The sequence below is a fragment of the Streptomyces sp. NPDC031132 genome (genome assembly GCF_055570595.1).
Window position 1 is genome coordinate 1 of the sequence record NZ_JBVIGX010000014.1, and the last position, 23,225, is coordinate 23,225.

Here is a 23,225-nt window from a genome sequence, read left to right on the forward strand (position 1 = left end):
TGACCGACAGATCAAACGCAAGGCATAAGAGCCAGTCGTAGCGCGAGTCAGGCCACCGCCCAGAGCGGCACCCGAACATCCTCACAGTCGTAGCGGGTGGCCACCGCCCGGTGCTGCTTGAGCCGGTTGATGGCCCGTTCGACAGTGTTGCGTTTCTTGTACCGCTCTTCATCGAAGCCGGTTGGCCGTCCGCCGTGTGATTCCAGACTGTCGGGCTTCTTACGTGGCCTGCCCGGCCCGGTTCTCGGGACGCGGATCTTCTCCCGGACCGGCTTGAACTGCGTGCAGTCCGCCCGCTGACCTGGTGTGATCAGGGACAGCGGGCGGCAGCGACCGTCGGCGCTCAGGTGGAGCTTGCTGGTGAACCCGCCACGCGAGCGGCCCAGGCCAGCACCACCTCCACCAGGTGGGCGTGAAGGCTCTGCCACGGAGTCTCGTCCTGGTGTTCTGCTGGTGCGTCCCCCTTTGCTCGGGGGCCGGCGGGTCGGTTCGGGCGCCGGCCGCGTGCTGGTGGGCGCGGACGATGGTGGAGTCGACCGAGACGTCCCAGTCGATCTCACCCGCCGCATCCGCCGCGGCCTGGACCTGCTGGAGCAGACGCTCCCACGTCCCGTCCGCCGACCACAGCCGGTGCCGTTCATAGACGGTCTTCCACGGCCCGAACCGTTCGGGCAGGTCACGCCACCGCACGCCGGTCCGCGTCCGGTGCAGAATCCCGTCGATCACCTGCCGATGGTCCCGCCACCGCCCACAACGCCTGTTGCTGACCGGCAGGAACGGTCGCAGCCGTTCTCACTCGGCACACATCAACGACCCGGACCCGAAGTAGTCGCATGATCGGCCGGACAAGTCCTAGCCGTCCCAGTCCGGCGCCTCTGTGAGCGTGAGGGTTCCATCCTCTGCCTCGACGACTCTCACCAAGAACCCCCCGCGGTCCTCGCCGGGAAACGCTATGGAGAAGTGGGGGTCCATCTCCGTGAGGAAGTCCCAGCCCTCGCGCTGGGTCGTGTCGAGGGCGCTGGCATGCCGACCGGTTGCCCACCACGTTCCGACCGCGTCGACAGTGACGGTGATGTCGATGTCGTACATCTCAAGGCACGTCGCGTCATTGGCCCACCATTCGAGGCGGGCCTGACCCACGAATCGATCCATGAGCACACTATGCACGGTGCCCAGGACGGACGGGCGAGCGAGTCCGCCGACTTCGGACCTCATTCTGAAACGATCAGTGAGTGGTCACTGATGCGATGTGGGACCGGATCGAGCCGTCGATATCGGCCGATCGGGTCCGTGGGCGGCGGTGAGCCAACCACCGCCGAACTCTTGCAGCCATCGCGTGGAAGTACCGCACCAACTCGCCCTGGCGGGACCTGCCCGACGAGCTCGGCCCTTTCCAGACCGCCCACAAACGGCTGATCAGGTGGGCGGTCGACGGAACTTGGGAGACGATCCTCGCCCCCCGTTCTGGCGGCGCCGGAGGCCGCCGGCGACATCGACTGGACCGTGTCGGTGGACTCCGCGGTCGTCCGATCTCACCAGCACGCCGCTGGAGCACGCAAAAGGCGGCAACAGGCTCCGGCGAACCCGCCGATCACGCGCTCGGACGTTCCCGCGGCAGGCTGAGCACCAAAGTCCACCTCGCCGCGGATGGTGCCGCACGCCCTCTGGCCGTCACCGTCACCGCAGGCCAAGCCGGTGAAGCCCCCGCTTTCGAGACGGTGATGGCCCGCATCCGCGTGCCTCGCAGCAGCCCGGGCAGGCCACGAACCCGACCCACGTCCGACGGCGCGGCAGCCGTGGGGCCGCCCTCCAGGCTTAGAGGTCCTAACAAAGGCGTTGGACGTGTCGGTGGGTGATGAGGCAGGTGGCGAGGCCGAGGAAGGCTTCATGGATGTTGTCTCGTCGTTCCCATCGGACGCGCAGGCGTCGGAAGCCGTGAAACCAGGCGATGGTCCGCTCCACGACCCACCGGTAGACGCCGAGACCGGAACCGTGCGGGACTCCGCGGCGGGCGATCACTGGTTTGACTCCGGTCGCCCAGACCAGGCGGCGGTACTTGTCGTGGTCGTAGCCGCGGTCGCCGAGGATCACGTCGGGGCGGCGTCGCGGTCGTCCGACCAGGCCAGCGACGGACGGAATCTTGGCGAGCAGGGGCATCAACTGAGTGACGTCGTTTCGGTTTCCGCCGGTCAGTGACACGGCAAGCGGGATGCCCTGCCCGTCGACGAGGATGGTGCTTGCTGCCCGGTCGGGCTCGGTCGACCGGACTGGGACCACTTTTGGGCCCCGCCGAGCTGCCCTGACATGACTAGAGTCGATCACCGCCCGGGACCAGTATCAACTGCCTCAAGCAGTGGCGCGGCCTGGCCACCCGAGCCGACAAGCTCGCGATCGCCTACCAGGCCGCACTCCACCTCGCCGGCATCCTCATCTGGACCCGATGCTGACCAAAGAGACAGAACCTAGCCCGTCGGCTGGAGTACTGCCAGCAGGCGGCGCGCGGCGTCGGGGGACATGAGGATGTCGTGGATGCGGGCGGAGTGGTCGGCGGCCTCCTGCGCGCGGGGGAACATCGCCTGCTCGTAGTGGTGCGCGGCCGCGTCGGGGGCGGACGGGTCGGCGGCGATGGCGAGGCCGAGTTCGGCCCCGTCGAGCAGGGCCGCGTTGGCGCCCTCGCCGGCCGGCGGCATCAGGTGGGCGGCATCGCCGAGGAGGGTGACTCCGGGTACGTGCGGCCAGGTCAGCCCGACCGGCAGCGTGGACAGGGAGCGGACCGTGAGCGCCTCGTCGCACGCGTCGATCAGGTCGGTGAACTCCGGCGCCCAGTCGGCGAACTGCTCGCGCAGTCCTGCCCGGGCGCGGCCCGGGTCGTCGAAGGGGATGCCGCAGGTGGCGGGCCAGTCCTCGGCCCCCTGGAAGGTCAGGTAGACGCGCAGCCGGCCGTCACCGTTGAGCTGGGCGGAGAGGGAGCGGCCGGGGCCGAAGGCCCAGTAGTTGCCGCGTCCCACCAGCGCGGCGAGGTCGGGCCTGGCGCGGGCGAGGTCGGGGATGCCCAGTTCCACGACGTGGGAGCCGAGCGGGGCCGGCCGGGCGTCGGTGACGAGGGGCCGTACACGGGAGTTGGCGCCGTCCGCCCCGACGAGCAGGTCGCATTCGGCGGTCCGGCCGCCGGCGAAGTGCAGGCGGTGGCGGCCCCCGGGCAGCGGCTCGGCCCGCTCCAGACCGTGGCCCCAGGCGACGGCGCCGGGGGGCAGTGAGCCGAGGAGGATCGCGCGGAGGTCCGCGCGGTCGACCTCGGGGCGGTCCATCGGGGCGTCGTCGGGGGTGTCCTGCCGGAGCAGGACCGTGCCGGTGTGGTCGAGCAGGCGGTGGTCCTGGCCCTCGCGCCGGGCGATGGCCAGGAACTCCGCCTCCAACCCGGCCTCGCGCAGTGCACGCTGGCCGCTGCCGGGGTGCAGGTCGAGCATGCCGCCCTGGGTGCGGGCGGCCGGCGACGCGTCGCGCTCGTACACGACGGCCTCGATGCCGTGCAGGTGTAGGACGCGGGCCAGGACCAGGCCGCCGGGCCCGGCTCCGATGATGGCGATGTGCGGCATGGCTGACATGGCTGACGTGCGTGGCATGGGTGTGCTCCTGGGCCGGTTCGGATGCGGAGGGAGCGGATCGGATCCGATTGGATCGATACGCTGTATTGCGACGATACACCGTATCGACCGAGAAGCGATACGGTGTATCGAAACAGGAGCGGTCCGAGGACCCGAGGAAGAGACAGGGGAGCCCGTGCTCATCTGGGAACGGCCCGAGCCGGCCGCACGTTCGTCGCTCAGCCCGCTGAGCCGCGACCGCATCGTGCGGGCCGCGATCGGGCTGGCCGACGGCGACGGACTGGCCGCGGTCTCGCTGCGCAAAGTCGCCGCCGCGCTCGACGCCGGCCCGATGCGGCTCTACCGCTACGTGGACACCAAGGAGGAGCTCCTCGACCTGATGGTCGACGCGGTGTACGCCGAGATCCCGCTGCCCGAACCCGGCGAGGGAGACTGGGAGGCACGCGTACGGGCCCTCGCCCACGGCCTGCGCGGCGCGGCCCTGCGCCACGAGTGGTTCGCCGACCTCCTCGGCGGCCGCCCGCAGTTCGGCCCCGCGGCCCTCGGCCACCTGGAGGCGATCCTGGCGGCCCTGCGCCACGCCCCGGGCATCGGCGACGACGACCCGAACGCCCTGATGCGCGCCCTCCAGGCGGTGAACGGCTACGTACTCGGCGCCGTCCGCCACGAGATCGTCGAACGGCGCGCCGAACGCGAGAGCGGCCAGACGGAACGCCAGTGGCAGGCCGCCTCGGGCCCCTACCTCCGGCGCCTCTTCGCCACCGGCCGTTACCCCGCCCTCTCCCACCTCGTCACGGGCGGCAACGACCATGACCCGGCAGCGATGTTCACTGCCGGCCTGAACATCATCCTGACCGGCCTGGCAGCTCCGGCCTGACCCGCACCAGCCCCGTCGGCGACTACGATGCGTGCGTCGGCAGGGCGGGACGGCGGGAGTGCGTGGCGTGAGCGGTTACGGCGGGGGCGGGTACGCGGGCGGCGGGCCGGTGGGCGGGGCGGGCGGGACGCCGCCCGCGGGCCCGCCCGGCCAGGGCTCCCCGGTCCCGCCGCAGGGAACCCCGTACGGCCCGCCGCCGGGGCATCCGTACCACCCCCCGCAGCGAGCACCGTACGCCGCGCCTGCCGGGTATCCGTACGCGCAGCAGCCCGCGCACCCGTGCCCGCAGCCGGTCCCGGCGCAGGGGTATCCGTACGGATGGGGGCATCCGCAGATTGCGCCGCCGCCGGTCGAGCCGTCGCGGGGGCGGAAGATCCTGCGGGGCCTCTACAACCCGTTCTACGCCGCCCAGTCGGCGTTCCGCCCTTCGCGTCCGGGGATCGTGCACGACCCGGAGGTCCGCAAGCTCCAGCTGTGGCGGACCGCGCTCGGGCTGGCGGCCTGGGTGGGCCTGATGGTCGCCTACAAGGCGGTCGTCAGCGCCGACGACGTCAAGGCCGTGGCGGACGCCCGCCTCGACCAGAGCTGGTCCAGCGTCCTGGTACTGGTCTGCACGTTCCCGTTGGTGGTCGGCGCGTTCGTGGCAGCCGCGCGGGGCGCGCTGCGGCGCGTCTACCTGCGACGGGCCCTGCGTTCCCTCGGCGCGGTGGTGGCCATCATGGCCTCCATGGGCACCTCGGCGCTCGCGATGGCACCGGAGTTGGCGGGCTTCCGGGATGCCGTCGGTCTGCCGGGGAAGATCGTCATCGGCGTGACGTGCGCGTGGTCGATCGGCTTCGCCCTCTACGGCATCGGCCTGTCGCTCGTCCACGTCTTCCGTACCGCCGACATCCACGAGGTGGTGCCGCCGGTCCTCGCCGGCGTCCTCGTGTGGGAGATGGCGATCCTGGACGTGGTCACGGGCGCCTACCCCCAAGTACCGGCGGGCGCCCGCGCGGTGTTCATCCTCGGTGCACCCGTCACCGTCACGGCCCTGTCCTGGTGGGAGATGCACCGGCTGCACCGCCGCCACGGGCTGTCGGTCCGCGGCGCACTGGGGCGCTGACGGGCGGAACCGGCGCAACGGGCGCGCGGTCACGTCAACGACGCGCGGGCCGGCCGCGCCGCTCCGTCGAGCGCGTCAGCAGCACGCCGCGTCCCGGGAGCCCCCGCACCATGCGGCATCGAACATCGAGCTTGACCACGTACACCTCCCACGGCTCGTTGCCCGGGCCGGTGACCCACACCTTGTCCTGGACGACGTGGCAGCACGTGGTGCCGCACTCCACGGACGTGGCCAGACCCGCTTCCTCGAGGCGCCCGGCCGCGGCGTCGACCTCCTCGGTGGAGGCGACCTCGACGCCGAGCTGGTCCAGGCGGGTCTCCTCCCCCGCCCGGCCCTCGATGAGGACGAGCTCGAGCGGCGGCTCGGTGAGGCGTCGGCGGCGTGCTGCGCACCTATGGTGCGCGAGCCGCTGGGCGAAGACGCCGCGGCCGAACTGTCGCGGTTGTTCAAGGCGTTGTCGGACCCCACCCGCCTGCGGCTGCAGTCGCTGATCGCCTCGTACGTGGGGGCGGTGGCCGTCGAACTTCCGCTCCGCCGCGAAGCCGCCCGTCAGGACGCAGGATCCGGGGGCGTACTCGCGACTTGGGCGAGGACACCATGGCGGGCTCAGGTGTGGGCGCGTGGTGCCGAACGACTGCCGACCTGCTGCGAGTCTGCCACCGGACCAGGTGCAGGCAGGCCAAGCTCAGCGGTGCCGGGCGGCCGAGGAGTCCGTATTGCCGTAGTTACGTCGCGGGGAGCCGCGGGCTGCGGTGAGGGGGCCACACCGATGCGGTCGGCCGAGCGGATGGCGCCCAGGTCGAACGGTTCGTGACGCCCGCCCTGGCTGCGCCGGCGTATGTGCGGATCAGCGGGCGATCGAGATCGCGAAGGGCGCAAATCCGCTGGCCCGAATCACGTGCGGTACGAACAGTATCGCGGCCTCCGTGGCGCGGGCGCTCTGGATCCCGCCGAGATCGGTGATCCACTCCTTGCGCCAGCCGAGGTCGACGAGCAGTTCACGGACGGTCTGCTTGGCCTGCGGGTCCTCACCGGACAGGAAGGCCTCGGGCGCCTGGGTGAGCATGGCCGGCGCGGTCATCACCGGGAAGAGCATGGTGTTGAGTGTCTTGACGACGCGCGTTTGCGGGAGCGCTTCTTGGAGTTGCTCGGCGAGGCTTGAGCCGGGGTAGATCAGGTGGGCGGGCATTCCGTCCGGTCCGTCGACGGTGGCGTTGGAGACGTCCACGAGGATCTTGTCGAGCAGTTCCTCGCGCAGCGCGACGAGCCGGTCCAGCGAGCCGGCTCCCGGGGTGGCGTTGATGACGATCTGCGCTGCCCGGGCCGCGTCGGCGGCGGCGCCCGGCGTGCGATCCGTCACCGTCACCTCGTGCCCTGCCCGGGTGAGGGCTGCGGCCAGGTTGCCGCCGACGCGGCCGTTTCCGAGAACTGCGATCGTGGTCATGATGATCTGGTCCTTCCGTGCGTGCAGGTTGGGGCGTGTGGTCAGCGTGAGAGCGTGGCGACGGCTTCGGCGTGGACGCCGGGCGCGGCGGCCAGGAAGCTCTCGCTCTGCAAGGTCCAGGGGCGGCCCTCGGCGTCGGAGATCCGTCCGCCGGCCTCGGTGACGAGCAGCGCCCCGGGCAGCAGGTCCGCGCGGGCGCCGGCGAACTGCCAGAAGGCGTCGATCCGGCCTGCGGCCGTGTTCAGCAAGTGCAGGGTCGCAGGCACCGCGGTGCGGACGACGAGCGCGTCGAAGAGCATCGCGGTGATCGAGGAGCCGACGCGCCGCACGACCGTGTCCTCCTCGTCCGGCCGGGCCTGGCTGGTGGCAACGATGCTCAGACCGAGATCCGCCGTCTGGGAGACCTGCAGCGGTCGGCCGTCGAGGTAGGCACCCGCGCCGGTGAGCGCGGTGTAGGTCTCGCCGGTCATCGGCAGGTGGACCGCGGTGAGCACCGGCTGGTTCTCACGCACGAGGGTGGCGGTCACCGCCCATTCCGGCATGGCGTGCAGGTGGTTGACGTTGCCTTCGGCCGGATCGACGACCCACCACTCGCCCGGCGGCAGGGCCCCGCCCTCCAGCTCGTCCTCCGCCCAGCCGGCGTCCGGGCGGACGGCCGTGAGGCGGGGGCGCAGGATGTCGAGGGCCGCGTCGTCGTTCGCAGCGAGCGCACGCATCAGCTCTTCGCGTGTCTGGTAGCGGACCACCTCGCCGAAGCGCTCGCGCAGTGCCGAACCGGCCGCGCGCACGGCGTCCGCGGTTTGGGCGAGCAGGTTGGCATCGGTCGAGACGAGGTCAGTGGTCCGAAGCGTTCCAGGCATGGGGGTGCTCCTGTCTGAGGAAGGGTGACGAGGGCCGGTCGAGCCACGTTGTGCGTTCCGCCGTGCGCTCTTCCTCGAAGGTATCCAGCCCGGTAATTAACAACAAGTGCATGTAAAGCACGCCTAGGATTACTCCCATGCAATTGGATTTGAATCTGCTCACCGCGCTCGACGCACTGCTGGAAGAGGGCAGCGTGGCCGGGGCAGCCGCGCGCCTGCACGTCACCGCCCCCGCGATGAGCCGGAGTCTGGGCCGCATCCGGCGCACGACCGGGGACCAGATCCTGGTGCGCACCGGCCGCACGATGACCCCCACGCCGTACGCGATCGCCGTCCGGGAACAGGTGCACGAGCTGCTGCACCAGGTGCAGGGCGTGCTGGCACCGAGCCGTGAACTCGATCTGGCAACGCTGGAGCGCACTTTCGCGCTCCGCTGGCACGATTCCCTGGTCGCCTCGAGCGGCCCCGCGCTGCTCGCCGCCGTACGCCGACAGGCGCCTGGCGTGCGATTGCGTTTCGTCGCGGAATCGAGCGTCGACTCCCCCGAGTTGCGGCGCGGCGAGATCGACCTGGAGGCGAACGCCAACCCCCCGAGCGCACCGGACATCCGTGCCGATGAGGTGGGCTCGACCCGCCTCGTCATCGTCGTGAGGCAGGGGCACCCCCTCACCCGCGTCAGGACCGTCACTGCAAAGCAGTACGCCGCCGCTGAACACGTCACCGTCTCGCGACGCGGAAATCTCGGCAATGGTCTCGATGACGCCCTCGCGCGGCTCGGACTCGCCCGCCGCGTGGTGGCGTCCGCGCCCACAGAAGCAGCCGCGCTGGAGTTCGCGCGCGGCTCCGATCTCCTGGTCAGCGTCCCCGAAGCCACCACGCGGCCCACGGTCGCCGACCTCGGCCTGGTCGTGCTCCCCCTCCCGCTCGAACTGCCGCCGGTGTCGATCTACCTGTCGTGGCATCAGCGCTACGACACCGATCACGCCCACGCATGGCTGCGAGGGCTGGCGCGAACCGCCCTGGGCACCTGCGGGGCGTCGTAGTCGGCGCCGTGCGGGGGTGGCCGGCCGTAATGGCGATCAGCCGGCTCGAGTCCCTCCCCGCGGGACGATGCCTCCTCCCCCGCCGGCGGTCCCCGGGCCGGATGACCTCGACCGGCCCGCCGCGGCGCTGACACAGGCCGACGCCTTCGGTGACGAAGACGGTCTGGCCCAGCGGGTGGCGGTGCCAGTGGGTGCGGGCACCGGGCATGAAGTGCACCAGGTTGGCAGTGACCCGGGACGGGCTGGGGGCGGCTGCGACGGCATCGATGTAGGCGTCGCCGGTGAACCAGTCGGAGGGGCCCTTGGCGGTGGCGATCGAACTGCGGGTGATCTGCACGGGTACTCCTTGGACGGGATGGCGGCAGGGGTCAGGGCTTGAGGAGGGCCTTGATGGCGCGGCGCTCGTCCATCGCCCGGTAGCCGTCGGCGACCTGCTCCAGCGGAAGGGTGAGGTCGAAGACCTTGCCCGGGTCGATGCGGCCGGAAAGGACGCGGTCGATGAGGTCGGGCAGGTAGCGGCGGACGGGGGCGGGGCCGCCGCGCAGGCCGACGTGGGAGAAGAACAGCTCCTGCCCGTCAACGGAGACGTCGTGGGGAACGCCGACGAAGCCGACGTTGCCGCCGGGGCGGGCGGAATGCAGGGCCTGTTCCACGGCCTGGGCGGTGCCGACGCACTCCAGGACGCTACCGGCGCCGATCCCGCCGGTCAGCTCCTTGATCCGGGCGACGCCCTCGTCGCCGCGCTCGGTGACGATGTCGGTCGCACCGAACTCCCGCGCGAGCTTCTGCCGGCTCTCGTGCCGGGACATGACGATGATCCGCTCCGCGCCCCTCTCCTTCGCCGCGATCACCGCGCACAGGCCGACCGCACCGTCCCCGACCACCACGGCGGTCGAGCCGGGCTTCACCTCGGCCGCATCCGCGGCCCACCAGCCGGTGCCCATGACGTCGGAGAGGGCCAGCAGGCCGGGCCACAGCTCCTCGCCCGGCACCTCGTCGGTGGCGACCAGGGTGCCCTGGGCGTTGGGGATGCGCACGGAGTCGGCCTGGCAGGTGGACATGAACTCGCGGTGCAGGCAGTTCGACTGGAAGCCGCCCAGGCAGTTCGCGCAGGTGTTGTCGGAGGTGGCGAAGGAGCCGATGACGAACTGGCCCGGCCGGACCGAGGTGACCTCGGAGCCGACCTCCTCGACGAAGCCGACGTACTCGTGGCCCATCGGGTGCGGGTCGCCGATCGGCTCCGCGCCGCGGTAGGGCCACAGATCCGAGCCGCACACACAGGTCACGGCCGTCCGGATGATCGCATCGGTCGGGTGGAGGAGCTTCGGGTCGTCCAGCGACTCGAAGCGGACGTCTCCGGGAGCGTGAATCACTGCGCCGCGCATACGGAAGATCCTTACGTGTCGAGGCGCGCGGCACCGGATGCCCGGGGCCGCGGCCGAGTACAGGAACGGGTGCGGGCTGTCCGCGCCGGCCGAGATGACCGGGCGGAAAGCACCACGTCGTCCAGGTAACCCGCCCCGGGTGTGCGCAGCGAGACACCATCAAGGGGTGTACTGCCAGTACATCCCTATGGCCGCGTGCGGGACGTACCGTCGAAGGCGTGGACGGCCGAGCAGAGGTCCGCGAGTTCCTCACCTCGCGGCGCGCGAAGATCACCCCCGAGCGGGCGGGCCTGCCCGCCGGCAGCCGGCGGCGCGTGCCCGGCCTGCGCCGCAGCGAGGTCGCCGCCCTGGCCGACGTGAGCGTGGAGTACTACGCCAAGCTGGAGCGCGGCAACCTCGCCGGCGTCTCCCCCGCCGTCCTCGAAGCCGTCGCCCGCGCACTCCAGCTCGATGATGCCGAACGCGCCCACCTGCTGAACCTCGCGCGGGCGGCCGACGGCTCCGACGCCCTCACCCGCCCCGCCGCCGCACCGCCCGGCCGTTCACGCCGCACCGGAGTCTGCAGTGGGTGCTGGACGCCGTCACCGCCGGCCCCGTCTTCGTCCGCAACGGCCGCATGGACCTCCTGGCCGCCAACCAGCTCGCCCGCGCCTTCTACGACGACGTCTACGCCGCACCCGGCAACCGGGCCAACCTGGCCCGCTTCACCTTCCTCGACCCTGCCTCGCACCGGTTCTACCCCGACTGGGACCAGGCCGCGGACATCGCCGTCGCCATCCTGCGCACCGAGGCGGGTCGCAACCCGCACGACAAGGAACTCCACGACCTCGTCGGCGAGCTCTCCACCCGCAGCGACGACTTCCGCACCCGCTGGGGCGCCGTGACGTCCGCCATCACGGCGCCGGCACCAAACGCTTCCACCACCACGCCGTCGGCGACCTCACCCTCGCCTACGAGAGCCTGGAGATGGCCTTGCTGGGCACCGCCGCCGCCTACGGCAACGAGGCAGCGGTCGGCCACGCCATCAAGAACAGCGGCATCCCCCGCAAGGACTTGTTCGTCACCACCAAGCGGTGGGTCCAAGACGCCCCCGCGCAGGACAACACCCGCCGTGCTCTGGAGACCTCGCTGACCAAGCTGGGCCTTGAGCACGTCGACCTGTACCTGAAGCAGCAGCCGTTCGGCGACGTCTACGGCCAATGGCGCGCCATGGAAGCCGCCCACCGCGAGGGCCTGGCCAAGGCGATCGGCGTCGCCAACCGGCGACCGGACCGAGGACTGACCGCACCCTCCAGAAACGACGCGCGAGGCGCCTACGGTATCGACGCCCAAGATCGTCCGAGAGCCCAGCAGTGAACGCCGAACACGCACGAAGGGGCCCCGACCGGCCAGGGGGGAGAGGCCGGTCGGGGCCGGGCCCTGACCCAGCCGGGGGGGGGATGGCTGGTCAGGGCGTATGAGGGGCAAGACGAGCGGGCAACGGAGCTTCCGCCGTCAACACGTCCGCCGCACCCTTGTCACGGTACTCCTCGTAGGTGGCACCAGCCCTCTCGCCGCACGCTCCTGAGACGAGAAGACCGGAACCGGCCTACACAGCGCTGCCCCAGCGCCACCATCCGGGCACTGCGACGGCCGCGTGCCGGGTGGTGCCGGCGCCGACCAGGCTGTACGACGTGCTGCACACCGCGATCACCCAACCGGACGGGCGAGCATGATCATCATTCACCTCGCCGAACTGTCGTTCTGCGACTCGGCCGGCCTCAACGCCTTCATCCGCGCACGGCACACAGCCCAGGAACACGGCAAACAGGTCAGCCTCCGCAAGCCGCAGCCGCAGTTCCTGCGCCTCCTGGAAATCACCGGCACCGACACCATCTTCCCGATCACAGACATCTCACCCCAGGACGGCGTGCCGTAGCGCGCCGGCCGCGGCACACCAAGCACGGCCCGGCGCGGGCCCCGCCCCCCCCAACGGCGTACGCGTGCCCGCTTGGCGCAGGCGGTGCGGGCTGGGCCGTGGCCCGGTGACAGGGCGAGGTGAGGTCCACGCACGCGAGGCCCAGCCGGTCGAAAAAGCCACCCCGGCCGGGCCCCGCACCGGATCCAAGTCCCGCGCTCCCCTGGCGAAGACGGTCCGTCGCTGTCACCTGCACTCATCGGCCGAGACCCGGACAGGTGACCGACATCCAGACCACCGGCCTCGTCCCACCACGGGCAACCGCCGCACACGCGACGATGCCCGAGCCCGCCTCCGACCGCCCATGGCTGGAGAACACCGTGCTGGAACGCAAGAAGGTCAAGGACCGAACCAAGGTCACCTTCGTCCTGCCCGAAGGCGACCCGGACGGCCCGGTCAGCGTCGTCGGCGACTTCAACCACTGGAACCCCGCCGCCCACCCCCTCACACCCCGAGGCGACGGCACCCGCACCGCCGAGGTATCCCTGCCCGCCCACAGCACGCACTCCTTCCGCTACCTGGCCGCCGGCGCCCCATACGGATGCCGACCGAGGACGGCGGCGGAGACGTGCGAGCCGGGAAGGTGAGGCGAGCCGCGGACGTAGGTGGGCGGAGGCGCTGCGCAGCGTGCTGTCGATGAGCCGGGCCGGGTCAGCTTGCCAGTCGGGCGAGGGCCAGCGCATGAGCGCGGTCGAGGGAGTCGGCAGCAGCGCAAGGGACGTCCGGCTGCACGCCGGTGCCCTCCCAGTTCGTGCCGGAGACGGGGTTGATGGCGCGGCCGAAGGGAATGGTGGCTTCCAGGTGTGGGTGCACCGTCCAGCCCTGGCACGGATGTGCACCGCCGCGGGTGCGCTCACCGACCACTACGGCGCGGCCGAGCTGCTGGAGGTCGTACGCCAGCTCCTCAGCGGCGGAGAAGCTGCTGTCGCTGGTCAGCACGTACAACGGCTTGCTGCCGCCGAAGCGTGCGCCGGGAACGTGCGGGAGACTCCAGGACTGCTCACTGCGCTCTCCGCCGCGCCAGGACATGGTGTTGAGGTGGGTGCGCTCGTCCAGGAGGTAACTGCAGACGAAGGCGACCGTGTCCGGGTCGCCGCCTCGGTTGGCACGCAGGTCCACGATCAGAGCCTGGGCGCGGGATGCCAGGGTGAGCGCGGCGCCCAGCGGCTCGGCGGCCCACTCCAGCGGAAACAGCATCGGTGACAGCTCCACCACGGCGACCCCTCCCTCGAGCAACTGCACCCGGGGCGCACCGCCCAGCGAGGTGTCGAAGTCCCGGCGCATGGCCTCGAGGGTTGCCGCCCCCCGCTTCGGGGGGACCGGGTCGGTGTGGTGCTTCAGTCTCAGGTGTCGGTCGCCGTTGACGGACTGCAGGTCCGCGGTGACCAGACGGGCGAGTTCCTCTGCGCCGTCCACGTCATAGGCGCCCTCGGCGAGGCGTTGTTGCAGCAGGCCGGCGAGCTGCTCGGCTATCTCCGGGAAAACGTAGTGCTCGGACAGCAGCCGGGTCGTCTCGTCGATCACAGCGGCAGGCACAAGCTTCGTCAGATTCGTCATAGCAGGGAGTAGAACACCACTTCTTGCAAAAGGCTTCAGAGTTTAGGCACTTCGGGATGGTCCCGCGCCGTCCAGGCTGTTGCTGACCGTGCTGGAGTCCGGCCCCGCGCCCCGGGATGGTCCCGCCCGACGGGCAGGGCGGCCGCCGGGTGCGGTGCGACGGCCGGAGCCTCGGCCGCGCCACGGGCCCAAGCAGCGGCGTCGCTATGTCGGGCGGGGGCACCGGGGGGAAGCGCTCCCGCACAGGGCCGGGCAACTCGGCCGGGCCCAGGCGCCGAGGTGTCCCGGGACGGTGTGGGCTTCTCTGTGAGGGGTCATCCGATGCGGACGGTGATCTCGGGGAGGGGTATGTCGGAAAGGTTCAGCTGGAGCCCGGTCAGGGTCAGGTAGGTCTGCGAGTCGGTCAAGGCGGAGGTGGTGGACGGCGCCTGGGTCTTCCCGCGCGTGCTCACCAGCAGGTACCAGCCCCCGCGCTTGTAGCTGCGGGAGGCGTCGGGGCGGTCGCCGTTCGGGTTCAGTGTCCAGCCCTGGCGCTCCAGGTCTGCACAGATCGCGTTCATCTCCGACTGTGCGGCGGTCTTCTCGCGGACGGCCATCCAGCCCGTCCTGTTCGCGTTGGCGTCGGCCGCGACGGTCGCGCGGCCCTGCGCCGGGTCGAGGCCCGCCGCGCTGACCGCGTTCCGGATCACCTCGTCCACGGCGTCCCGTGTGAGGGGCGGGGACGTGGACTCCGGTGTGGACGCCGCCGTGGACGGGGACGGCGTGGGCACGGGCGCGCCCAGGTGGATACGCCCGTCGTCGTTTATCTGGATACGGTCAGGCAGGACCACGGCAGCCAGACTCACGATCAAGGTCGCGGCCAGCCCGATCCACACCCTCTTCAACAGCGCGTTCAACGCGAAACTCCCCCCGAGTGATCATTCAGAGGGAGTCTCACACATACTGCTCGGCGCCAGGCAGCCCTTCGAGGTCCTGACAAAGCTTCGCGTATCCCTCCCTCGGCCAGAAGACCCGCCGCGAACGGCTTTACGTCGCCCAGCTGCACACGCCCCCGCCCCCGCGGCATGTCTTGGGCACAGGAGGCGAGACGCTCTGTCACACGGGCGGCCCGGCCGCAGAGCGGCCCGTGCGCCGGATCGAGCTCGGCCAGTTCTCCGAGTTCATGACGGTGATGGCGTCCGTCCTGGACCATGCAGGTATCGACGGGTTCCCGAAAGACCGGGAAGAGGTGATGGCGGGGGCCGATATGCAGGCCACCGACTACCGCCGGTGCTACTCGGCCGTACTCGAGGTCGTAGGCGGCCGCTGGTTCCGGGCATCGGAGTTCACGAGCGTTCCTTCCTGGCTGGCAGTGCGAGGCAGTCCGCCCGCTGACCTGGTGTCATAGAAGTAGGCCCAGGACCTCGACCAGGGCCTGGAGGAACGCGGCTGGTCACGGCTCCGGCCTTGCCTGTCCGAGCCTGTCTGTAGGGTGCGTTACGTGAGTGACGTTTATGAGCTGATAGTCACGGTTGACCTGCGCAATGAGTTGTCGGAGCAGCAGCTCGCCGAGCTGCGTTGGCATCTGGGAATCGGTCCACAACCAGCGGGCTTGGCGATCGTGACCGAGTTCCCCTACGTGGTGGTCGACGACGAGGGGAACCCTGAGGTCGAGGACGATCCTCATCCGCTGCTGGCCGGCAGTGGCGCAGCCGACAAGGTCGGGGGTGCACTCTGCTCGACATTGGCCGGCCGTGAGGATCTGGCACAAGGGGGCTGGTCTTTGACCTCCCGGATCGAGATCCACCCGGACGAATTCGAAAACGTCGGCGAGTTGCTGTGCTGGCTCGCAGACCGGGCTCACGACACCCACCGGCTCGCAGACGGTGCGGTCCGTATGGGGTACTACAGATGGCACGAAGAACTGACGCCGCACGTACTGAAGGTCGAGAACGGGCGGATCAACTTGTTGGAAGCGACCGGGACGCCGGCGACGGAACAGTGAGCGGGTAAGCGGCGCCTGCGGGTGCTGTCTCCCGCGGCTCGACCCAAAAGACAGAGCACGCTGTCGGTCCCGCTGCAGACGCTCGTCTTCGCCACGCTCGCAACCTGGCTAGAAGCGTGATCGCCCGGACAAGTCCTAGGTGATCGCGCGTCAGCGGGCCTGGGCGGACTCGACGAGCTTGAACACCCTCGCCAGGGCCTCGGGCGGGCTGCCGGCGCCGCGTGTGGCCTTGGTGCGGAGCTTGACCGTGGAGAACGTCGACTCTCGGTCACGTTGCTGCTGGTCATCGGCGCATCTCCGTGATCGGGAGTCACACCGAACGGTTTGCAGTCCCAGCCGGTCCGAACCTCTCCCCCTGACTGCGGCCGAGGGAGCCGGCGCGCGCATCAGATGCCGCAGGAAGGCGCCGACCAGAAGCGGCTCGGTCGGTGGTCCACGTGGGTGTGGTCGTCGTGGCCGGGGTAGCCCGGCCCGAGGATGCCGCCGAATCCGTGGTTGCGTGCCGCCTGGGCCAGCTTGCACAAGGAATGCGGTCCGGCCGCGAGGTCAGCCGAGTCTCCGTACAGGTGGCGGCTGTCGGCTGCGCCACCGACCGCGGCGTTGCATGCGCGTGAGCGGAAGCCGCTGGTGACTGTGATCGGCGCATCGCCGAGCGCGTGCCGCATGGCCTGCAGCTTCCACATGGTACGTAGGGCGTTGGACTTGGCCGTGGCAGCGGAGACCGCGCCTCCGGACCAGGTGGCGTTGCAGTCGTTCAGTTCCGCGTACGAAAAGTTGACGGGTGTGCAGTCGTTGTCCTGCAGGGCGTAGATCTTGCTGAAGGTGGCACTGTCCGCGACTCCGTTGGCGGGCAGTCCGTAGGCCTGCTGGAAGCGTGTGACGGCGGCCGCGGTCGCGGGACCGTAGGCGCCGTCGATGCCGAGGACTCCTCCGGAGCCGGGGTAGCCGGCGACCCGGATCTGCAGTTGGGTGACGTCTGCGCCGGAGGCTCCCGGTGCCAGGGTGCGCGTCCAGGTGAAGCAGCCGTCGGCGTGGGCTGCTCCCGCAGTGGCCACGGTGCCGACGAACAGGCTCACGGCGAACAGCACCATGGCCAGAAACGGTCTGAAGAGGTGATGGGTCATGAGGGGGTTCTCCCTGGCTCGTTAATCGGAGGGACGCGTGAATCGAGGGACGGGTGGTGAGTCCCTTGGCGATGAGATGGGGGGCGTTGAGGAAGACGATCCGGGCGATGTCGACGCCCCCGGAAGCAGGCGACGCCCCTCCTCCATCAAGGCATGCTGTGAGGGAGCAAGATGAGTTTCGGAGTCGTCCACCCTGGAAGAGGAAAGGTTCGCGGCCGTCATCGCCGCCCGAAGGAGCTGGATGCCGTGCGGGCTGCTGGGATCGAGCCCGCTGAACTCCCGAATTTTCTGAAGGCGGTAACTCAGGGTTCTTCGGTGGATGTTCAAGGCTTTGGCGGTCTTTTCCCGGTCAAGCTCGTGGAAGAACAGCTCGTCGAGGGTGAGACGCAGATCGGTCCCCTGTTCGAGCGGTGCCAGGAAGTCGACGAGCCGGTTCTGCAGTGCCGGCTGACGGGAGATGGCGAGCTCTATCACCAGTTCGGCCGCCTTGTAGGGGCGCGCCTGGGCGTCGGGCATCGCCACCACCACGGACATGGTCTGCTGCAGCTCTCGCAGCGTTTCGGGTACCGATCCCACGGTGGCGGCCAGGGCGTGGGCGGCACGTACGGACCGCACCTTTCGAGACGCTGCGGTCACCAGCTCGGCGGACAGGGCTTCCGCAGCGTCCTCGTCACCGTTCACCGGTAGCAGCACCATCATTTCGTCTCGCCGAGCCTGGGTGGACCACAGGATCCCGGGCGAGGACCGGAGCAGGCCCCGGCTCGCGTCCAGCGCGCGGTCGAGGGCTCCTTCCTCCTGCAAGAACCTGCAGACGAGGATGAGATACCCCTCGGGGAGGAGGATGCCCGCCGCCGCGGCCATCGCGGCGGACTCGGTCGACGCGCGTAGCAACTCGGCAAGCAGCTGCCGGCGGGCTTGGAGGGTCTCTCCCCGTTCGACGCGCGCCGTGTCGTGGTAGCCCGCCATGGCGGCCGCGAGGATGCGGGCGTTCTCCTGAGCCCCGTAGGTGATCAGCTTCGCGAACTCTGCGTAGTTCTTGGAGTTCGCCACCGAAAGAATGTCTCGCAGGCCGGCCAGGTGCCCCACCTCGAATCCGTTTCGGAGGTCGGACGCGGAGAACGAGTCGAACAGGCATCGACGCGACCCCATGTTCCGGAAGACCTCCAGATCGGAGTCGAGGAAGGGAGCTTGGCCGTTGTCGAACAAGTCGAGCATGCGGACCGTCACGAAATGCAGTTCAGCCGGGATCTCTTTGGGTCGTTTCGCATGCAGCTGCGCCACCTTGGGAATTTCGCTCGCCGTCATGTCGAGGATCTTTGAGACAGTGACGTCGCGTCGGGCCTTCAACTGCCTGACGAGCTGGGAATCGTTGATGTGACACACCTCCATCGACAACCGAAGGAACGCCCGAATCGCACCGGGAGGGGGCGGCCCGAGCTCTGACTGCTCACTTCCAACGCGTGGATGCCCAATTCGCGAACGTCGATGGGGTGATCTCCGACCTGCGGGAGAGACTAAAGGGCCTTCCGGCCCTGGCGCAGACGTGGCGGTCCATACCAATCCCGGAAGGGCCCGGACGTGCGAGTACTACACAGCGTGGTTCCGCGTCATTTCGACGGCGATGCTAGCCGCCTGGCGGCCTATCCGGGAAGGGCGGCGGGAAGGCAGTCGCGGGGAATGAAGTACCACCCCTGCTGGCCGACGCCGTCGGTGCTGTCGGCCCGCGGGTCGCGGATCATCACCCACTTGCCGTCGCGCGAGACGTAGCGCCACAGGACGGTCTGGCCGACGGCTATCCGACCGTTCAGCGGCGAACTGGCCACCGCGGGAACCTTCCAGGGCTGCACATTGCCGTACCCCCTGATGTGGGATCCGTCCCAGGTCCGGCACCCGGCCCGGGCGACCGTGGCCACGGTGGCACCATCATCGGCCGAACCACCGATCTGGCCGTTGGTGAACAGGGAGGTAGGCAGCGTGGCCGCAGCGCCACAACCGTCGGCGGCGGATGCGCTGCCGGCGACTGCTCCCGAGAAGGTCCACAAGCACGCGTTGAGGTCCCCGTACACCCGGCCCCACCGGTACCCGCCGCTCTGCTCGCCCTGCACGTCGACCGTCCAGTTGCGGTACGCCGTACCCAGAACGTACGAGTGCGGAGCGCGCCGCAACAACGTGTAATCGGCCGACACATGCTTACGGACCGCGGCTTCGGCGGAGGGCCCCTGCACCAACAGGGGCACGGCCACACCCACCGCCGCCGCCAACGACAACCCGATGAGCGACGCACGAACTCGTCTCGACATGGAAATTCCTTCCCTTGGCATGAAATGGATACCTGGTGACGGGCCGACAGCATGGTTGGGCATGCTCGGCATTACACAGAAGCGGTCAAAGCGACAATCCGCCGTCGCCCGTAGCGACCACGTGCACACTCTCCTGCGGAAGAGAGGCCGGGAGGTGCTTCGACTTTCTTCCAACCGACGCTTGCCGTGTACCTGACAGGCGAGCCCAGCATTCATCACAGCGGTCGCGACACGCAAGGGTTGCAGAGAAGAAGATCCGCACACGAAGGCGCTTTGCGCAGACGGGCAATTGTCGGGCCGCCAGGTTTTCCTGGTTGCGCATAGGCCGACGCCGCTGTTCGTGATGCACTCCTGCCGATGCGCCGCCCGCTCAATCGCGGGCCGCCAGCTCCCGGAGGTAGCGCGTGATACGTCGCATGTCCGCAATCCTGGCCATTCCGGCCGCCACCTTGCTCGCTTGGGCCGGTGCCACAGCACCGGCTTCGGCAGCTCCCGCCGACAAATCGCATGTCCTGTCCAGTTGGACCCAGACCAGCGCCACCAGTTACAACGCCTTCATGTCGGCGCGCAATAACCAGGGTTCCTGGTCGGCGTACGGCTTCGACTGGTCCACGGACTACTGCTCCTCGTCGCCCGACAATCCGCTGGGCTTCCCGTTCAACCTTTCCTGTGCCCGGCACGACTTCGGCTACCGCAACTACAGGGCCGCCGGCCAGTTCGACGCCAACAAGCCCCGGTTGGACAGCATGTTCTACGAGGACCTCAAGCGGGTGTGCAGTTCACACGGGTACAGCACCTCGAAGAAAGCGTCCTGCAACAGCCTCGCCTGGACGTACTACAAGGCAGTCAAGCAGTTCGGCTGACCCGCCCGCCGGGCCGACCCGCGTTGCAACAAGAGCCGTAGTCAGCGGACCGCAGCTGAGCAGAAGGCGGCCGATGCCCGCGCGGCGGACCGCTCCTCTTGCACAGGAACAGCTGACCCTGCAGCGGCAGGCCCGGCACTACACCCTGTGCGCGGTTCGGTTGTGAGGACCGCTGGTTCCGAGGCCGAGCCACTTCGTCGTCCTGGGCCGTCCCGAGAGTTGGGCAGCAAGAAAGTCAGGGACGGCCCAGCAGTGCACCGCCCGCGGCGGTGTTCGCGCGGGCGGTGAAGAAGTGGACGAACGCGGCGACGAATTCCGCCTCGCCGGTCCGGCCGTTGCCGTACTTGTCGCGTTGCCGGAAGGCTTTGTTCCGCTCGGCGGGGTGGACGCGTACGTACCCCGGCCCCGACAGCGGTCGCGGGCCTCGCCGCCGCCCTGGCCGAGATACCAGGCCACTCAGTGAGTCGGGCGAAGGAGGGGCGCTTCCCCCGCCCGGGGGAACAGGTTCCTCCCCGCGGCGGAAGCCGCGACCGGGGGTGAGCTGGGAGGTTGGAAGCAGTCGGGATCAGCCCGACCCCTTTCTCCCCAGCGAGGATTGACCATGCGAAAGCTCACCACCGCGATAGCGCTCACCACTGCGGCCGCGGCCCTCGCGGCCGGGACGGCCGCCACCGCCGCGGCTGCGCCCGCGCAGGCCACCCCCCTACCGGCCCATCACCTCGCGCTGCACAGCTGGACCCTGCTCAACGAGCACGGCCCGGGTCCCAACCCAGGCGAGCGGCTCACCGCGCAGGTCAGCGCCCGTACGGTCGACGGCCGCGCCCGGGGGCACGTCGTGGTGCAGCACGTGTTCGAGAAGAGCGGCACCACCCGGGCCGAGTTCGACGTCGACTGCCTGACCGTCGACGGGAACGGCGCCATCACCGTGACCGGGCCCATCTCGCAGATCGTGGTCACCCCGCTCGGGGGCGAGCCGTACCTCTTCGAGGAGGGCCAGCACCCCGAGGCCGGCCTCACCTTCTACCCGACCGATGAGCAGCACCAGCGCCGGGTCGGCTGGGTCCGGACCAACCCCCAGACACACTCCGAAGTCGTCAAGTGCGGCGCGGTTCCGGCCAGCCTCTGGGTCATCGACGGTGCGACCTTCCTGCGGCACTAGAAGCGCGTCTCTGTCACCGGCAACCCACCTGTCTCTCGTGATCTTTCGTACGGGGGGATCCCGGCGTGCGTGGTGAGGATGGGCTGCTCGAGGTCGAGCCGGTCGAGGTAAAGCGGCCGCAACGCTATGGGGATGGCTCGACCAAGTGAAGTTCCGTCTCACAGGCCGGTCCCGAAGTCGTCAGGCAGTGCCGTAGCCCAGGTTGGCCTCGCCGTGCCCCTGGCCGCGCTGCTCCACGCCATCACGCAGCGTGCCGTACCGTCCGCTGCGGTCAAGTCCGAACTCAGCGCAGGTGCCCACCCCTTCCGACCAGATGGGGGGTGGCCGGACCGAGGGGGCCGAAGTAGCCGGACGGCCCACACCACCCAAGCCCCGCATGTTCAGCTGCTCGTCCAGGCCTCCGGACCATCCGCCGACCAGCCCTGGCGGACGTCCACCGTGCCCATAGGGGACACGAGGCCGAGTCGTACCACCTGGTCGAGGTCCGTAGGACGCACCCCGAGCCGCACCGGCGTCTGGTCCGGGCCGAGGGGGAAAAGCTGTCGAGGAGGGCAGGCGGGTCCCCGCAGCGCCGAGCTGCGCCACCTGATCCGAATGCCCCTCGGGGAACTGGAGTTCCGCGCCGGGCCTGCGCCGTAGTCGGCCCTGTCTCACCCCTTGCACTCGCCGATGCGACCCTTCAACAAAATGTGTAACCTCTCCCGGTCGGTGACATCTTTTGCCTGAGAGGCATCGCGTGTACCCATCCCCGGACCAGCCCTACCCTCCGGCCCCCACCAGACCTGCATGGCCTCTAGCCATCGCGGTGGTCGCGGTCGTCGCAGCCACCCTGTTCGTGCCCCCGCTCGGCGCCGCGCTGGCGTTCATGGCCCGCTGGGGCAAGGCCGGGAAGACCGTGGCCGTCTCCGCGGCATCGCTCTGGTTCGTCATCCTGATCGTGGCGGCCTCCGGGCCTGCGCCCAAGGCCCCTGCCGCGAAGCCGCTTCCCGCGCCGACCTTCACCGCCACCACGACGGCGACCGTCACCGCGACGCCCCAACCGAGCCCGACGCCCACGCCGACCGCGACACCCACCCCGGCACCGACGCCAACACCGACGCCGGCCACGGAGCCGGCGGCCCCCGCCCCGCCCGCCGGCAACGGCAACGGCAACAGCAACAGCAACGACGATTCCTCCGCGGCCGACGGGTCCGGGCCCTCCGGTGACTCAGCCTCCGGCGGGTCGTCCTCAGGCGGGTCCTCCAGCTCCTCGTCGTCCGGCGGGGGCGGGAGCGCCTACTACAAGAACTGCGCTGCGGCCCGCGCAGCGGGAGCCGCCCCGGTCCGGCGTGGTGAGCCGGGCTACGGCCGCCACCTCGACCGCGACGGCGACGGCGTGGGTTGCGAGTAGGGCGGACATGAGCGAGAAGACCCCCCTGCCCCCGCCGGGCCTGCCCGGACGCCAACTCGGCACCTCCTACTTCGGCTTTCCTGCCAAGCCCGCACCTCCGGCCTGGACCAGCTACCTCGTTCGCGTCGTCCTGGTCCTCCTCGCCATTGGCGTGACGGCGACCGCCGTCGACGGCTACGTACAAGGCGCGGATGCCAGCGAGAACGGCAAAGGCGAATCCTGGTGCCTGCCGGCCGGAGCCCTCGAAGACCCCCAATTCGGAATCGTTTGGCGATGGGGATGCTGGGCCGGCGCCGACGATGACAGCGACTTCGGGACACCCACCCCGCTTCCCTCCATCATCCCGAGGAACCCATAGAGGTATTCGAGAAACGTCGAGTGAAGAGCACGAGGCTCCCCCGCCGCCGGCAGAGATCCGGGCCTTCGAACCCCTGCTCCGGGGTGGGGCGGCGGACAGGCTGCCACCGGTCCGTCCGGGGGCAACCCAGGGCGACCCAGGTGACGGGGCGGGGGACGGAACGGCGGCCGGGGCAAGCACCCGGGCAGGAACCCGGTGTGTGCCACCCCGCGCC

23 protein-coding genes and 5 pseudogenes are annotated in these 23,225 nt (G+C 70.0%); 14 read left to right on the plus strand and 14 right to left on the minus strand.

All coding sequences use genetic code 11. From position 1 onward, the window contains the following. Positions 1–86 precede the first annotated feature (86 nt). Together ACZ49B_RS21600 and ACZ49B_RS21605 are read right to left on the minus strand one after the other, a co-directional pair. Positions 87–786: pseudogene (locus ACZ49B_RS21600) on the minus strand (IS5 family transposase); the annotation flags it as partial. A 66-nt stretch (positions 787–852) separates the two neighbouring features. Next, positions 853–1,152 carry a hypothetical protein gene (locus ACZ49B_RS21605; RefSeq protein WP_468308261.1) on the minus strand — a complete coding sequence of 100 codons (300 nt, stop codon included), beginning with the start codon at positions 1,150–1,152 and terminating at the stop codon, positions 853–855. A 95-nt stretch (positions 1,153–1,247) separates the two neighbouring features. On the opposite strand from ACZ49B_RS21605, the pseudogene ACZ49B_RS21610 reads away from it, so the two are divergent. Further along, positions 1,248–1,775: pseudogene (locus tag ACZ49B_RS21610) on the plus strand (IS5 family transposase); the annotation flags it as partial. A 49-nt stretch (positions 1,776–1,824) separates the two neighbouring features. On the opposite strand, the gene ACZ49B_RS21615 reads toward ACZ49B_RS21610, so the two are convergent. Further along, positions 1,825–2,322, minus strand: a complete 498-nt coding sequence (locus tag ACZ49B_RS21615; RefSeq protein WP_468308264.1) for an IS5 family transposase — start codon at positions 2,320–2,322, stop codon at positions 1,825–1,827. An 11-nt stretch (positions 2,323–2,333) separates the two neighbouring features. Here ACZ49B_RS21615 and ACZ49B_RS21620 point away from each other — a divergent pair. Beyond that, a pseudogene (locus tag ACZ49B_RS21620) lies at positions 2,334–2,447 on the plus strand (IS5/IS1182 family transposase); the annotation flags it as partial. A 15-nt stretch (positions 2,448–2,462) separates the two neighbouring features. On the opposite strand, the gene ACZ49B_RS21625 reads toward ACZ49B_RS21620, so the two are convergent. Beyond that, on the minus strand, positions 2,463–3,623 hold the full coding sequence (locus ACZ49B_RS21625) for an FAD-dependent oxidoreductase (RefSeq protein ID WP_468308266.1): 1,161 nt from the start codon (positions 3,621–3,623) through the stop codon (positions 2,463–2,465). A 157-nt stretch (positions 3,624–3,780) separates the two neighbouring features. Between ACZ49B_RS21625 and ACZ49B_RS21630 the strand changes: the two genes are divergently transcribed. Together ACZ49B_RS21630 and ACZ49B_RS21635 are read left to right on the plus strand one after the other, a co-directional pair. Then, positions 3,781–4,482, plus strand: coding sequence for a TetR/AcrR family transcriptional regulator C-terminal domain-containing protein (locus ACZ49B_RS21630; protein WP_468308268.1), 702 nt, complete (start codon positions 3,781–3,783; stop codon positions 4,480–4,482). A gap of 67 nt (positions 4,483–4,549) precedes the next feature. Next, a complete protein-coding gene (locus ACZ49B_RS21635) occupies positions 4,550–5,587 on the plus strand; it encodes a hypothetical protein (protein ID WP_468308271.1) in 1,038 nt (345 codons plus the stop codon). 34 nt (positions 5,588–5,621) lie between these two features. Here ACZ49B_RS21635 and ACZ49B_RS21640 read toward each other — a convergent pair whose 3' ends face one another. The 3 genes from ACZ49B_RS21640 to ACZ49B_RS21650 form a co-directional block, all read right to left on the minus strand. After that, positions 5,622–6,071, minus strand: a complete 450-nt coding sequence (locus ACZ49B_RS21640) for a glyoxalase/bleomycin resistance/dioxygenase family protein (RefSeq protein ID WP_468308694.1) — start codon at positions 6,069–6,071, stop codon at positions 5,622–5,624. A 363-nt stretch (positions 6,072–6,434) separates the two neighbouring features. Then, the gene (locus tag ACZ49B_RS21645) at positions 6,435–7,031 is read right to left on the minus strand and encodes an NADPH-dependent F420 reductase (protein ID WP_468308273.1); all 597 of its coding nucleotides are present in this window, start codon (positions 7,029–7,031) and stop codon (positions 6,435–6,437) included. Between the two features lie 41 nt (positions 7,032–7,072). Then, complete coding sequence (locus ACZ49B_RS21650) at positions 7,073–7,891, minus strand: inositol monophosphatase family protein (protein ID WP_468308276.1); 819 nt, start codon at positions 7,889–7,891, stop codon at positions 7,073–7,075. 137 nt (positions 7,892–8,028) lie between these two features. Here ACZ49B_RS21650 and ACZ49B_RS21655 point away from each other — a divergent pair, with 137 nt between their 5' ends. Then, on the plus strand, positions 8,029–8,934 hold the full coding sequence (locus tag ACZ49B_RS21655; protein WP_468308279.1) for a LysR family transcriptional regulator: 906 nt from the start codon (positions 8,029–8,031) through the stop codon (positions 8,932–8,934). 85 nt (positions 8,935–9,019) lie between these two features. Here ACZ49B_RS21655 and ACZ49B_RS21660 read toward each other — a convergent pair. Both ACZ49B_RS21660 and ACZ49B_RS21665 read right to left on the minus strand, forming a co-directional pair. Beyond that, a pseudogene (locus ACZ49B_RS21660) lies at positions 9,020–9,271 on the minus strand (cupin domain-containing protein); the annotation flags it as partial. Positions 9,272–9,302: 31 nt separating this feature from the next. Next, entirely contained in the window at positions 9,303–10,319 is a 1,017-nt protein-coding gene (locus ACZ49B_RS21665) for a zinc-dependent alcohol dehydrogenase family protein (protein WP_468308281.1), read from the minus strand. Positions 10,320–10,537: 218 nt separating this feature from the next. Between ACZ49B_RS21665 and ACZ49B_RS21670 the strand changes: the two are divergent. The 3 genes and pseudogenes from ACZ49B_RS21670 to ACZ49B_RS21680 all read left to right on the plus strand — a co-directional run bounded on the left by ACZ49B_RS21670 (position 10,538) and on the right by ACZ49B_RS21680 (position 12,863). Then, positions 10,538–11,675: pseudogene (locus tag ACZ49B_RS21670) on the plus strand (aldo/keto reductase). 355 nt (positions 11,676–12,030) lie between these two features. After that, complete coding sequence (locus tag ACZ49B_RS21675; protein WP_468308284.1) at positions 12,031–12,237, plus strand: STAS domain-containing protein; 207 nt, start codon at positions 12,031–12,033, stop codon at positions 12,235–12,237. Positions 12,238–12,494: 257 nt separating this feature from the next. Beyond that, positions 12,495–12,863, plus strand: a complete 369-nt coding sequence (locus ACZ49B_RS21680; protein WP_468308287.1) for an isoamylase early set domain-containing protein — start codon at positions 12,495–12,497, stop codon at positions 12,861–12,863. A gap of 64 nt (positions 12,864–12,927) precedes the next feature. Here the strand turns inward: ACZ49B_RS21680 and ACZ49B_RS21685 are convergent, their stop codons facing one another. Further along, positions 12,928–13,833: a S41 family peptidase gene (locus ACZ49B_RS21685; protein ID WP_468308289.1), complete on the minus strand. Its 906-nt coding sequence runs from the start codon at positions 13,831–13,833 to the stop codon at positions 12,928–12,930. 314 nt (positions 13,834–14,147) lie between these two features. Then, entirely contained in the window at positions 14,148–14,729 is a 582-nt protein-coding gene (locus tag ACZ49B_RS21690; protein WP_468308292.1) for a hypothetical protein, read from the minus strand. Between the two features lie 230 nt (positions 14,730–14,959). Here ACZ49B_RS21690 and ACZ49B_RS21695 point away from each other — a divergent pair, with 230 nt between their 5' ends. Together ACZ49B_RS21695 and ACZ49B_RS21700 are read left to right on the plus strand one after the other, a co-directional pair. Continuing rightward, positions 14,960–15,220: a hypothetical protein gene (locus tag ACZ49B_RS21695; protein ID WP_468308294.1), complete on the plus strand. Its 261-nt coding sequence runs from the start codon at positions 14,960–14,962 to the stop codon at positions 15,218–15,220. A 93-nt stretch (positions 15,221–15,313) separates the two neighbouring features. Beyond that, on the plus strand, positions 15,314–15,817 hold the full coding sequence (locus ACZ49B_RS21700) for a hypothetical protein (RefSeq protein WP_468308297.1): 504 nt from the start codon (positions 15,314–15,316) through the stop codon (positions 15,815–15,817). Positions 15,818–16,203: 386 nt separating this feature from the next. On the opposite strand, the gene ACZ49B_RS21705 is transcribed toward ACZ49B_RS21700, so the two are convergent. From ACZ49B_RS21705 to ACZ49B_RS21715, 3 genes are all read right to left on the minus strand, one after another. After that, the gene (locus ACZ49B_RS21705; RefSeq protein ID WP_468308696.1) at positions 16,204–16,908 is read right to left on the minus strand and encodes a D-Ala-D-Ala carboxypeptidase family metallohydrolase; all 705 of its coding nucleotides are present in this window, start codon (positions 16,906–16,908) and stop codon (positions 16,204–16,206) included. A gap of 54 nt (positions 16,909–16,962) precedes the next feature. Further along, a complete protein-coding gene (locus ACZ49B_RS21710; protein ID WP_468308299.1) occupies positions 16,963–18,246 on the minus strand; it encodes a PucR family transcriptional regulator in 1,284 nt (427 codons plus the stop codon). Between the two features lie 335 nt (positions 18,247–18,581). Beyond that, positions 18,582–19,304, minus strand: coding sequence for a hypothetical protein (locus ACZ49B_RS21715; RefSeq protein WP_468308302.1), 723 nt, complete (start codon positions 19,302–19,304; stop codon positions 18,582–18,584). Between the two features lie 341 nt (positions 19,305–19,645). Here ACZ49B_RS21715 and ACZ49B_RS21720 point away from each other — a divergent pair, with 341 nt between their 5' ends. The 4 genes from ACZ49B_RS21720 to ACZ49B_RS21735 all read left to right on the plus strand — a co-directional run bounded on the left by ACZ49B_RS21720 (position 19,646) and on the right by ACZ49B_RS21735 (position 23,011). After that, positions 19,646–20,104 (plus strand): phospholipase, encoded by a 459-nt coding sequence (locus ACZ49B_RS21720; protein WP_468308304.1) that lies wholly within the window; start codon positions 19,646–19,648, stop codon positions 20,102–20,104. Positions 20,105–20,705: 601 nt separating this feature from the next. Continuing rightward, the gene (locus ACZ49B_RS21725; protein WP_468308307.1) at positions 20,706–21,263 is read left to right on the plus strand and encodes a hypothetical protein; all 558 of its coding nucleotides are present in this window, start codon (positions 20,706–20,708) and stop codon (positions 21,261–21,263) included. A gap of 805 nt (positions 21,264–22,068) precedes the next feature. Next, the gene (locus ACZ49B_RS21730) at positions 22,069–22,653 is read left to right on the plus strand and encodes an excalibur calcium-binding domain-containing protein (RefSeq protein ID WP_468308309.1); all 585 of its coding nucleotides are present in this window, start codon (positions 22,069–22,071) and stop codon (positions 22,651–22,653) included. A gap of 7 nt (positions 22,654–22,660) precedes the next feature. Beyond that, positions 22,661–23,011, plus strand: coding sequence for a hypothetical protein (locus ACZ49B_RS21735; protein ID WP_468308312.1), 351 nt, complete (start codon positions 22,661–22,663; stop codon positions 23,009–23,011). Positions 23,012–23,225 lie beyond the last annotated feature (214 nt).